This is a genomic window from Vibrio sp. E150_011 (genome assembly GCF_053544015.1).
On sequence record NZ_JBHFOL010000002.1, the window covers coordinates 490,055 to 502,550 of the forward strand.

At 44.8% G+C, this 12,496-nt stretch carries 11 protein-coding genes; 9 read left to right on the forward strand and 2 right to left on the reverse strand.

Translation table 11 applies throughout. From position 1 onward, the window contains the following. Positions 1-275: 275 nt before the first annotated feature. The gene (gene glpD, locus ACE1OE_RS05415; protein ID WP_449210377.1) at positions 276-1,805 is read left to right on the forward strand and encodes a glycerol-3-phosphate dehydrogenase; all 1,530 of its coding nucleotides are present in this window, start codon (positions 276-278) and stop codon (positions 1,803-1,805) included. A 116-nt stretch (positions 1,806-1,921) separates the two neighbouring features. Here glpD and ACE1OE_RS05420 read toward each other — a convergent pair whose 3' ends face one another. After that, a complete protein-coding gene (locus ACE1OE_RS05420; RefSeq protein ID WP_449210378.1) occupies positions 1,922-3,634 on the reverse strand; it encodes an alkaline phosphatase family protein in 1,713 nt (570 codons plus the stop codon). A gap of 394 nt (positions 3,635-4,028) precedes the next feature. Beyond that, positions 4,029-4,898, reverse strand: a complete 870-nt coding sequence (locus ACE1OE_RS05425; protein ID WP_372060439.1) for a DMT family transporter — start codon at positions 4,896-4,898, stop codon at positions 4,029-4,031. Positions 4,899-5,137: 239 nt separating this feature from the next. On the opposite strand from ACE1OE_RS05425, the gene ACE1OE_RS05430 reads away from it, so the two are divergent. From ACE1OE_RS05430 to ACE1OE_RS05465, 8 genes are all read left to right on the forward strand, one after another. Further along, a complete protein-coding gene (locus ACE1OE_RS05430; protein WP_372060438.1) occupies positions 5,138-5,473 on the forward strand; it encodes an STAS domain-containing protein in 336 nt (111 codons plus the stop codon). 115 nt (positions 5,474-5,588) lie between these two features. Then, complete coding sequence (tyrR, locus tag ACE1OE_RS05435) at positions 5,589-7,130, forward strand: transcriptional regulator TyrR (protein ID WP_372060437.1); 1,542 nt, start codon at positions 5,589-5,591, stop codon at positions 7,128-7,130. 127 nt (positions 7,131-7,257) lie between these two features. Next, positions 7,258-7,836, forward strand: coding sequence for a ribosomal protein S5-alanine N-acetyltransferase (gene rimJ, locus ACE1OE_RS05440; RefSeq protein WP_372060436.1), 579 nt, complete (start codon positions 7,258-7,260; stop codon positions 7,834-7,836). After that, positions 7,836-8,423, forward strand: coding sequence for an HD domain-containing protein (locus tag ACE1OE_RS05445; protein WP_449210379.1), 588 nt, complete (start codon positions 7,836-7,838; stop codon positions 8,421-8,423). Before rimJ ends, ACE1OE_RS05445 begins: the two co-directional genes overlap by 1 nt. Before the next feature lie 8 nt (positions 8,424-8,431). Further along, positions 8,432-8,905 carry a DUF2947 domain-containing protein gene (locus ACE1OE_RS05450; protein WP_449210380.1) on the forward strand — a complete coding sequence of 158 codons (474 nt, stop codon included), beginning with the start codon at positions 8,432-8,434 and terminating at the stop codon, positions 8,903-8,905. 300 nt (positions 8,906-9,205) lie between these two features. Further along, positions 9,206-10,624 (forward strand): SLC13 family permease, encoded by a 1,419-nt coding sequence (locus ACE1OE_RS05455; protein WP_449210381.1) that lies wholly within the window; start codon positions 9,206-9,208, stop codon positions 10,622-10,624. 5 nt (positions 10,625-10,629) lie between these two features. Further along, on the forward strand, positions 10,630-11,955 hold the full coding sequence (locus ACE1OE_RS05460) for an ATP-binding protein (protein ID WP_449210382.1): 1,326 nt from the start codon (positions 10,630-10,632) through the stop codon (positions 11,953-11,955). Continuing rightward, positions 11,942-12,424 (forward strand): response regulator, encoded by a 483-nt coding sequence (locus tag ACE1OE_RS05465; protein WP_372060432.1) that lies wholly within the window; start codon positions 11,942-11,944, stop codon positions 12,422-12,424. The genes ACE1OE_RS05460 and ACE1OE_RS05465 overlap by 14 nt, the downstream gene beginning before the upstream one ends. Positions 12,425-12,496 lie beyond the last annotated feature (72 nt).

Consider the following 12,496-nt stretch of genomic DNA (forward strand, 5'->3'; position numbering starts at 1 on the left):
GCTAAATTTCTAGTTATGTCATCCAGTAATGTTCGTATTCGACCATATGGATGATTTATGTTGTGTATGTTATTGGATTTATCGCTAACTTACTTGTATCAACCTCTCAAAACATTGGCTTTACCTCTTAAGTATCAATGAATATTAGTAAATAGCAACAAAAAATTAACACAAATAAAAGTGCACAAATTGCTCGATTTTTTCGTTTGCGAATATTATAGTAATCAAAACGAACATTAACGCGCGGTTTGCGGTTGAATATAGGGTAAGGAAATATGAGCGTCTCAGAAAAAACGTACGATTTAGTGGTTATTGGTGGTGGAATCAACGGAGTTGCAGTCGCTGCTGATGCCGCGGGTCGTGGGTTAAAGGTCGCACTCTATGAAATGAATGATTTAGCGTCAGCAACCTCATCGGCAAGCAGTAAGTTAATACATGGTGGTCTGCGTTATTTGGAGCATTATGAGTTTCGTTTGGTCTCAGAAGCGTTAGCCGAGAGAGAAGTGTTATTGAAAAACGCACCGCATCTCGTATCCCCAATGCGCTTTCAATTGCCACATCGTCCCCATTTACGCCCGGCGTGGATGATTCGAGCCGGGTTATTTCTCTATGATACTTTGGGTAAACGTGTGTCGTTAGCGGGGAGTCATGGGGTCAAGTTTGTTGATCAACACAGCCCACTTAAACCCGAAATGAAGGTAGGGTTTGAATACTCAGATTGCGCCGTTGATGATGCACGCCTTGTCGTGACCAACGCCAAATTGGCAAGGGAAAAAGGGGCCGATATCCACACCAGAGCGAAATGCATTAAGGCGCAAAGAAACTCGGATGAATGGCTGATCGATGTTGAGAATACCCTATCCGGAGAGGTCACTTCAGTGCGCAGCAAGGCATTGGTGAATGCGGCGGGTCCTTGGGTTGATCGTTTTTTTGATAGCCAACTTGAGATGGCATCTCCGCGTGGGATTCGGTTGGTAAAAGGCAGCCATATTGTGGTACCGCGTATGCATGACGGAAACAATGCGTTCATCTTACAAAATGAAGACCAGCGCATTGTGTTTGTTATTCCTTATATGGACAATTATTCGTTGGTAGGCACAACGGATGTCGAATACCAAGGCAACCCGAGTGAAGTGAGTATTGATGATGACGAAATCGATTATTTGTGTGATGTTGTTAATCAACATTTTGTAAAGAGTATTTCGCCGGCTGATGTTATAACGACGTGGTCGGGCGTTAGACCCTTGTGTGATGACGAATCTGACGACCCGCAAGCGGTGACTCGTGACTACACGATTGAGTTGGATGACCAACTCAATGATGCACCGCTATTGTCGATTTTTGGTGGAAAACTGACCACTTACCGTAAGCTAGGTCAAGCCGCTGTCGATAAGCTTGCCCCATTTTTCCCACAGATGGGACCAGAGTGGACACGCACTGCAGCACTGCCCGGTGGAAACTTCTCAAATCGAGAGAGTTTGCTAAGTGAAGTACTTAATGATTACTCTTGGCTGCAAGCTAGCGTAGCAAAGCGATGGATTCAAGCATACGGAACTAAGGTCTACAGCCTGCTCGAGAACAAGCAATCGATTGAAGACTTGGGGCAAGATTTTGGCGCAGGTTTGTATCAGGTCGAAGTGGACTATTTGATGAACGCCGAATGGGCCGTCACCGCGGAAGATGTGTTGTGGCGTCGAAGTAAGCTTTGGCTGGAACTGGATGAAACACAAATGGCGATACTAGAAGATTATCTCAATGCAGCAACGCTTAAGCAGCGCGAGACGTCACTGAAATCGGTTAGCTAGAAGGTACACGTACCAACAAATAATGGGATGACGATATAAATTCGTAAAAATGCCGCTCTGAATCTGAGCGGCATTTTTGTTGTATCAACGATGTATTGACGAAACGGTAAAGACTTCTAGTTCTTGTCTACGACTTCAATTAACGCCTCACCCGTGGCTCCGGAAGGTGCGTTAATACCTAAATAACTCGACAGAGTAGGGGCCACATCATACGGTGTAATAGATCGATTGACGGTTTGTGCTTGCAATTGGTTTCCAGCAAAGATGACCGGTACATGGGTATCAAACCGCCATGGTGAGCCATGGGTAGACGCAATCGTCAGGCCGTCCATATCATTGATGTAAGTTCGGGGTGCGAAAACCAAGTAGACATCGCCTGAACGCTCGGGATGGTAATTGTTCCTGATTAATTGATTAACCCGTGTATCCGCGACACGGTTATTTGCAATATCGTCACTGGTTACGGCGCTGGATACCCCTTTAATCTTACTGATCTCCTCGGCGACGGCTTTTTGTACACGGGCAAGATCTAGCTTTTTGTCAGCAATCAACTCATGGTCTAAATACACATAAGGCTGAGCATAAAGCTTAATCACGTCTTTAGTGAGTCCAAATTCTTCGGTTAACCTTGCTTCAAGTCCGGACTGCCACAACGCGTCTTTTTGAAAATAAAAGGGTTGCCTTAGACCTAGCTGGTTCACCGTAGGTGACGCTTCTGGCACGCCGTGATCAGCCGATAGCACGATCAGTGTGTTATCTAAGCCAATGGACGTGTCGATGGTTTTGAACATATCAGCCAAAGTACGATCTAGGCGTATTAGGTTGTCTTCGGCTTCCAGGCTTGATGGGCCATATAAATGAATGACGTAGTCGTTAGAGGAGAAGCTAACGGCCAAGAAGTCGGTGGCTTTGCCTTGTCCAAGTTGTTTTTCATTCAGTAATGTTTTAGCAAAGTCGGCGGTGATTTCATCGCCAGCCGGGCTGACGGTTAGCATGGTCGAATAATATTTGAATGACGCGGGGCCATAAGGGTGAGGGAAGGTCCTTTGAAAGCCCGCGAGATCGACCTTATGATCTGGATTACCTTCTATGATGGAATAGGCGTCTTTATCCAAGGATAACTGCCACTTTTTACCTGAGTATTGAGCCGCGAGTGACTGACGGTTCCATTTGGTGACCCATTGAGGCGTTTCATCATAATAATAGTTACTGGTCACGAACTCAGATTGCGCTTTGGAAAACCAAAAAGCTTTTCCTGCATGGCCAGCGAGAGAGATAGCCCCACGATCCTTCACTGACACGGAGTAAACTTGAGATTCGCCGTTATTTGATATGATGAGCTCGTCACCAAATGTGGTAGACAGAATGGGCTCAGGCGAGCGTCCGTCTCCTTTGGCCGTTTTTTGCGTTGGGTCTATTTCAGTCGCTTTGTTGACACCTACACCTTTGGCTAGCATGGCATAGTTTGGGTCTTCAACGTTGTAAACCAAGCGGCTGAGTGAGCGATCAAACCAGACATTTCCCACCATACCGTGGACAGAAGGGGGAGCACCTGTCGCAAGCGATACGTGGCCAACAATCGTTTCAGTGTTTGCGTGCTGATAATTGGCGTTGGTGTAGTAAACGCCTTCATCCATCAAGTAACGGAATCCACCGTCACCAAAGTTATCTTTAAAACGCTCTAGCAAATCGGCACGCAGCCCATCAACGGTAATTTGCACGACTAGTTTAGGCGTGGGAGTGGCATACAAAGTGGTACTAATAAGCGAAGTCGTCGCGACGATAACCGTCTTTTTTGCGAGCGATAACAAACGTCGATTGGTATTCATATTTATTCCTTTAACCGGATGGTTTTCATCAGGATTTTTATAGCCTAATGTTGAAATGGTGCCGTCACTATACGAAAGAGTGTAGATGAGTTTTAATGACAGAGATTGAGTAATCTTTATCGTCTCTCATGAATTGTCAGTGAGTTAAGGTATGTTCCATTTTAGCGAGGGTCACTTTCTTTTTCGGAATATGCACTATTCTATTGGAAGTATTACAAGGCTAATGATGGGGATAGATCCTGCTGTGAAAGGGGTAAACGAAATGCAACGCAGCAGAAAAAGAACAACGTATCGATATAAGATGTGAAGGCGGTGAGAGGTTGCAAAGGTTAGAGCGTGAAATAGACGCTTGCTAAGCGGCACATAGCCAGATGAATATGCCGTGTTAGCATGATTACGGTGCGGCAGTCTTCATTGAGTTTATGCGATAAAAAATCAGAGAGCTGAGTAAAACCGTGCACCCTAAAATTTTATTGAACGGCATGGGCTCAGCGTAAATGATAATGCTTAGGATCAGTGTCCAGATAGGTTCCAGTAACATCAATAACGCAGCATTGGTTGGCTGCGCAAATTTCTGGCCGGTCGTTTGCATTAAATAGCGCAAGCTGGTGGCCAATAAAACACTCAGTCCAAACCATGTCCATGTTCCCGTCGATACCGTTTCTGGCCATGTTTCCACGAAAAAAGATAAGATGATACCCAAACACCCCGCCGAAAATAGTTGCAGTGTCGTCAGTAGCATTGGTGACAATCGCGCCGAGTATTTACTATTTAGATTGAAGTGCACGGCGAGGCTGACGGCGGCCGTTAAAAACCAGAATTGGCTAGCTTGTACATGCCATCCACCATTCCAAGAAAGAAGAAATAAGCCAATGATAGCGATGGGCAGTGACAACCAAAATGCTCGCGCTGGTTTACTACCGAATAACCCCCATGCCACCAGAGGTACGAATAGCATAGAAAGACTCATGATAAATGCGCCTTCTCCGAGCGTATCACTGATAGATATAGCGTGAATCCAGCAGAAGATCGAAAAGGCCAAAGCCCCGCCTACTCCCATGGCATTCAAGCAATCTTTGCGATTGGTTGCTCGTAGTACTTTTAGGCAAAAAGGAAAAAGAATGAGCGACGCGAATAAGAATCTAAAACCAATAAACCCAAACGGTGGTAGGCCCTGAATGGCTTCTTTAGAGAATACCCACCCAGCACCGGCTAAAAGAGTGGTAAATATCAAGATAAATTCGGCGCGAAAACGGTGTGTCATAATGGGGGAGTCTGAGTTTTCTTTTATTTTGCGCTAATTATTGAATAGACTCCATCATAATTTGCTTCGACACTAAATATTTGAATATTAAGAGGCTTGTTTCCATTAGGTGTCGGTTATGATACCCGTACACTTTTGATATGCAGTATGTATCAAAAACAAGTGCAACAGTGTGCATTTGTTTGTTAGTGGTTATACTCTACCAATGAAGGTCAAAGGGCGCGATAGGAGCATAAGGAATGGCATTTTTGCTGTATAGCAATGAATCACTAACGGTAATAGAAGTACAAGCGAATCGATTTGATGCCAGAATGATTCCTCATTTTCGTCAATACCTCAATCAACTTGAACAGACCATTACTACAAAGCTACTCATTGATTTAACCAATGTTGTCTTTATGGATAGTAGCGCGCTTGGGACGCTCATGGCATTACACAAAACACATTATTTCAGTGAATTGGCTATAGTCAGCGACAACCCTCCGGTCCTTCAATTGATTAAAATTACTAAAGTCGACCAACTGGTTCGTGTTTATCCTAATATTGATCAAGCACTGATTAAGATGAACAGTTAGATTTGAACAAAAAAGAGTCGTGTTGTTTGAGTATATCGTTGTTTTTGTTGACGAGACCCTGGTTGTCATACAAACTGGCTGTCAACTTTTCGTGACACTTTAGTAGGAACACCCAGTGCGCTTAGAAGTCTTTTGTGAAGATAGGCTCGGATTGACTCGTGAATTATTGGACATACTAGCGTCCAGAAGTATTGATTTACGTGGGATTGAAATTGACACCTCGGGGATTATTTATCTCAATTGTCCAGATATAGATTTTGATACTTTTCGAGACTTAATGGCTGAAATTCGTCGAATTTCAGGGGTCAAAGATGTTCGTAAAATCCAGTTTATGCCGAGCGAAAGACACAACACTGAGTTGGTGTCGCTGGTCACTAATCTGCCTTATCCTGTTCTTTCTATTAATTTGAAAGGCGCCGTTGATATGGCCAATCACGCGGCACTTAAGCTGCTTGGCAAAAGTGAAGACGAAGCCATCGCCCAGCATATCTCTCATCTACTCCCTAGCTTCCAATTTACCAAATGGATTGAGGGAGAGATTTGTCGCCAGAAAGAGTCGATTGTCGTTGATGGGATGGATTATGTCATGGAGATTTTGCCTGTCTATATTACAGGGGAATCAAATGAAACGGTTTTGGCCAGTGCGGTAATGAGTATTCAGCCAAGTAACGCCGTTAGGATCTCAGACTCACTATTAGACAGCAATATACTCGGGTTTGAACACTTTGTCGGGGTATCTAATCGACATAAAGCCCTGCTTAGTCAGGCAAAGAAACTATCAATGCTTGACCAACCATTATTAATTGAAGGTGATACTGGTACCGGTAAAGAAATGCTCGCGAAGGCTTGCCATAGCCGCTCTAATCGAGCGTCATATCCGTTTTTAGTGCTCAGCTGTGCCTCAATGCCTGATGATGTTGCAGAGACAGAATTGTTTGGGCATGCGCCTGGGTCTTTTAACCATGAGCATGGTCATAAAGGCATTTTTGAACAAGCGAACGGCGGTACCGTTTTACTTGATGAAATCGGAGAAATGAGCCCGCACTTGCAGATCAAACTACTGCGATTCTTGCAAGATGGTACCTTCAGGCGAGTAGGAGAAGAGCATGAAGTGCATGTCGACGTGCGTATTATTGCGTCTACACGGCATAATTTAGCAGACCTTGCTGAACAAGGTGCTTTCAGGGAAGATTTGTATTATCGCTTGAATGTCTTAACACTGAGTATTCCCCCGTTGCGTGAACGAGCAAGCGATATTGCGCCCCTGATGGAGCTCTTTATTGCTAAGCACAGCCAAAAGCTTGGGATAGTAAAACCAGAATGCAACGAGGTATTGGTTAAAGAGTTGGGTAATTACCCATGGCCTGGCAACATGAGGCAGCTCGACAATACGGTGCTGCGTGCTTTGACGCAATTTAGTGGTACGGAATTAAAAATTGAAGACTTTCAACTTCCCAAATTGGAATCGGTCGCCTCGAGTGGCGTTAGCCTAAATCTTGATGGGTCGTTGGACGATATGATGAAAGAGTATGAGTCCCGTATCTTAGAAAAACTGTATCAGTCTTTTCCATCGAGCCGAAAATTGGCGAAGCGTTTGAACGTCTCTCACACCTCTATTGCCAATAAGTTGCGTGATTATAACATTCGAAAAAACTAAGACTCGATGATTTACCAAATAGATTTGCCTTCAGGATCGTAAGTCGACACGCGTTATCAGGGATGTAGTGGTGGTACCTATCAACCGCCACTTCTGCCTTAAAGGAAGAAAACTTCAAGGAATTACGATGGAAGATAAGAGTTCGGCCATTGCTTTGTATCGCCGCAACGAGAATGTATTAGTACGCACTTCAACACCCTCAGACGCCTACACGATCTCCGAATATTTTCAAAAAAACAAAGCTTTTTTAAAGCCTTGGGAACCAAAGCGAGACGAGGCATTTTATCAAGCAGATACGTGGGCGGCGAAGCTCGTTAAGTTGGATGAATTGCACCGCTTAGGTCTTGCGTACTATTGCCTTATTTTCGATACAGATACAAAAGAAATGAAAGGTACAGTGTCGTTGAGTAATCTCGTTAGATTCCCACTGCATTCGTGTAATCTAGGTTATTCATTGGCCGAAGATGCTCAAGGGCAAGGTTATATGAGAGGGGCGCTGTCGATGGTGCTTCCTTATATGTTTGATGTCCAAAATATGCACCGTATCTCCGCAAGTTACATGCCTCATAATATGAAAAGCGCCGCTGTGCTTGATGCGATGGGGTTTAAAAAAGAAGGGTATGCCAAAGACTATTTATTAATTGATGACCGCTGGCAGGACCATATCCAAACGGCATTAATTAATCCCAATTGGAGATCGCGTTAATGGTACGTTTGGAGAAGCAACTGGCGTTGTTGATGGAGCTCGACCAACTCAAAAACGTGTTACGTCGTACGCGTATTAAAAGTGCAGGAGGGCGATTTGAAAATAGTGCAGAGCATAGCTGGCACGTTGCGATGATGGCTTTGTTGCTAGAAGAGCACGCAAATGAACCTGTTGATATTAACGTCGTCGTCAAAATGTTATTGCTGCACGACTTGGTCGAGATTGATGCCGGTGACACCTTTGTCTATGATGATGTTGCTCTATTAGAGCAAGAACAAAAAGAGTGGGCTGCGGCTGAACGATTATTTGGGATGTTGCCGAGCGACCAAGGTGATGAGTTGTTTTCCCTCTGGCAAGCGTTTGAAGCAGCAGAAAGCGCCGAAGCTCAGTTTGCGAAAGCGCTCGATCGTCTTATTCCGATGTTACTCAATTATCACAACCAAGGACAAAGTTGGCTGGAAAACGAGGTAACCAAAGCGCAAGTCATGAAGGTGAACCAAAAAATAGAAAAAGGTTCACAAGTGCTGTGGGATAAAGCACAATCGCTTATAGAAGAAGCCGTAGAGAACGGTTGGTTAAAACACTAGGAGACTGAATGTCGTACACGACTTTGGATGAATACCAAAGAAAATGGATTTTCACTCATCAATCGATGCCAGTGCCGGAAAGTGATTGGCCTCTCATCAAACCGATGACCCAAGCACGTTCAGCGCAGTTTTGGAAAGAAAACGTGAGTGGACAAAGTCCGGATGCCGAACGTATGTCCTCTCAAGACTGGCCAACGAAGGACAGTAATTGGCAAGACAATGTTGATTGGATGAAAGCATGGGAAGCCGATGACAATGCGTTACCAGAAGCCGTCGCTGAGTTTGTAGACTGGCAAGATGACGTTACTGTCTATTTTTGTTACGAAAAATACAATGTGATTGAAACAAAATGGTCGATATTCAAAAAGTATTGGAAGAATTTTTTGTTCTACGATGATGGCCCGATTTTATTGGGACGTCGTCGCTCAGAAGCGTTGTGGTTTTCGACCAAAGGCACCGTGAAACTGGGTCACCGTAGCTAAGTTTGATGTTGGAGTTGAGCTCGATGCTAGAGCTCAGTGTGATCTCATCGTCCATTGTGATTTTATAGTCCAGTTCGATGTTACCGCTCAACACTATGCTGTCGAGACGTAGCATCAATATTAAGCCTGCAGTGATGCAGGTTTTTTTGTATCCAGAGTAGATGGCATTCACATTCCTACGAAGAAACTCATTTTAATGCCCAAGTCTTTGATCTTACGCTAAGTAAATATTTGCATAACAACGTGATACTAGTGGCCGGACACCATTTTTGTCATATAACTCTCAGGACGAGCCATGTTATGCGCCACTATCTCAAATATATTATTCCGATCTTAATTCCACTGATCGTATTGCTTTTACCCCTTTCTGCATTTCCCTTCGAAGGATTGACCATTATTCAACAACGTGTGATTGCTATTTTTTTGTTAGCGGCACTTTGTTGGGTCTTCGAGCCGATACCGATTTACGCCACCTCAGTTGTGATTATTGTGTTGGAGTTACTCATGCTATCCAACAAAGGCATGTACTGGTTTCGTGCTTCAGAAGGACAGACGCATTTTGGTACGCTTTTAAAATATGAAGAAATCATGGCGACGTTCGCCAGTCCTATCATTATGCTATTTCTGGGTGGGTTTTTTCTTGCGATGGCCGCGACGAAATATCGACTAGATGTCAACTTGGCCAGAGTACTATTGAAACCGTTTGGGAGTGATCCCAAGTACGTGATGTTGGGGTTGATGCTCATCACGGGCATTTTCTCAATGTTCATGTCTAATACCGCGACTACGGCGATGATGTTGTCTATTTTGACACCAGTGATTGCCTTATTTGGGCCCAAGGACCCGGGGCGTATTGCGTTTGCATTGTGCATACCTGTCGCGGCAAATATCGGTGGTATTGGTACCCCGATAGGTACGCCACCTAACGCCATCGCACTTAAATATTTGGTGGGTGAGAATTACATTAGCTTTGGTGAGTGGATGGCCTTTGGTGTTCCGTTTGTCGTGGTGATGATGGCATTAGCATGGCTATTGATTAACTCGCTATATGGCGCAGAACAGAAAAAAATCGAGCTAGCCATTAAGGGAAAATTCTTAAAAACACCCAAAGCGATCATGGTTTATGGCACATTCGCTGGCACCATTATTTTGTGGCTAATGGGGTCTGCGCATGGCATGAACTCTTACACCGTCGCACTGATCCCTGTTGCTGTATTCTCGCTAACGGGCATTATCAATAAAGAGGATCTCAAACGAATCTCTTGGGATGTCTTATGGTTGGTTTCTGGTGGTATTGCACTTGGTCTAGCGCTCGACAAAACAGGATTGGCAAAACTGGTGGTGCATAGCATCCCGTTTGACGCCTATTCGCCTTATGTGGTGCTATTCGGTGCGGCAATGCTGTGTCTTGTTATGGCCAACTTTATGTCTCATACCGCCACAGCGAACCTGTTAATGCCAATCATGGCAGCACTGGGCGCTTCAATGGCTTCGCTTGCCCCACTTGGCGGTGAGATTACACTTATTCTTGTTGTGACCTTCGCTGCATCGTTAGGGATGTCATTACCAATTAGTACGCCGCCAAACGCTCTCGCTCACGCAACGGGTAACGTGCAGAGTAATCAGATGGCCAAGGTTGGCGTCATCTTAGGGGTGATAGGCGTGTTACTGAGCTTTGTTTTGGTGTGGTTACTGCACGCTGTTGGTCATATCGGATAACGGATATGAATGAACTGATTGAACATTATTTCTCGAATCCCAAAAGGCAAATCAGTCTAAAAGCAGGCGATATTGTGTTGCGCCAAAATGGACTGAATGACCGGCTGTACTACGTGCAAAGCGGCGAGCTAGAAGGGTTCTTTGAGCGAGAAGAAGATGGCAATCTGACAAAGCTGTTTACTGCGTCACAAGGTGCTTTTATTGGTGTGCACAGCTTTTTCTCGGGTACATGGACTGCCTCTTCGACGGTTAAAGCGAGAACCGACGTGAAACTGGCATGGGTAGACCGGCATACAGCAGCAATAAGGCCAGAAACATTAGGTCCACTTAACTCGCAATTTATGCCAGTCATTGTTAATGAGCTTTCTCGTCGTCAGCGCCGAGCAACGCAAGAGGCCTTGGCTAAAGAAAAAGTACTGCAACGGCTGCATACTGCTGAACAGATGACCACGCTTGGTCAGCTTGCTGCAGGTATTGCGCATGAGCTTAATAATGCAATCGGGGTGGTAAGCAGCAAAACTGAGCGTTTGCAGAGCGAGCTAGTGCAATTACTTGAAGAGGCACACCCTGATTCAAGCCAGTATTTTGATATTGGTCTGATGCAAGGCCAGTCCACATCTTCAAGTGATGCACGAAAAATAGCCAAGACGATCGAGTCCAAGTACAAATTGGACCGCACGGTAGCGAAGCGTCTTTCCAAGGCTCTGGGCTCGGCAGATGTGCCTCAAACTTGGCTCAAGGAACCAAAGCAAGCCATTAAATATTGGGAGCTTGGGCGAGACCTTCATGACCTTAGATTGGCGGCGAGGCATACCGTCGGTATCGTGAAGTCGGTCAAACAACTGGGGCGAACGGATAACGAACAAGACGAGTTGATTGATATCAATGACACGGTAAACAAGGCATTGTCACTATTACAAAGTGACTTGCGCCTTGTTTCAGTGCGTCTCCGTCCGGCAACACTGCCTCTTATCAAAGGGGCTTCGACAGAATATGTTCAGATCTGGAGCAACATCATTAAAAATGCTTGTGATGCGATGTGCGCTACCCCTAAACCAGAAATAGAAATTCAAACACGATGGGTAAATCAGCGCATTTTGGTCACGATTTCTAATAATGGTCCGGAAATTGATGAGTCTATTCGACGTAAAATATTTCAGCCTAATTTTACCACCAAGAAAGGGGGCCTCAGCTTTGGCTTAGGACTTGGGCTGTCGATTGTTAAACGTATAGTGAGTGAAAATGGTGGTACGGTCGTGGTGAAAAGTAGCCAAGAACAAACTATTTTCCGAGTGAAACTACCAGTAGGAGAAGCAAATGGAGAAGCTTAATATTATTTGTGTGGATGACCAGCGAGAAGTGCTGAGCGCTGTGGTTCAGGACCTTGAGCGCTTGTCTCATTGGCTTAATATCGAAGATTGTGAATCTGGTGCTGAGGTGCTTGATTTATTGGATGACTTGGACGCAGATGGTGAACGTGTCGCGGTAATCATCTCGGACCACGTAATGCCTGGAATGACCGGGGTTGAGCTGCTCACTACGCTTTCTAACGATAGCCGATTTAAGTGGACAAAAAAAGTATTATTGACGGGACAGGCAACCCATTCAGATACCATTACCGCCATTAATACTGCCGGGATAAGCAACTATTTTGAAAAGCCTTGGAATGCAGACATACTGACGGAGTGTGTACGGACGCTAGTGACTCAATTTATTTTTGATAGTGGGCTTGAATATCAACCTTATCATGAAGAACTTGATCAAAAAGAAGTCTTGAAGCGACTTAGCTCGTCGTTTTAATCCTAAGTAAAGATAGCCAGCTTTGCTACTTGTGCCTAGGCGTTTCACGTGTCTACAATCTGCCACCGTACA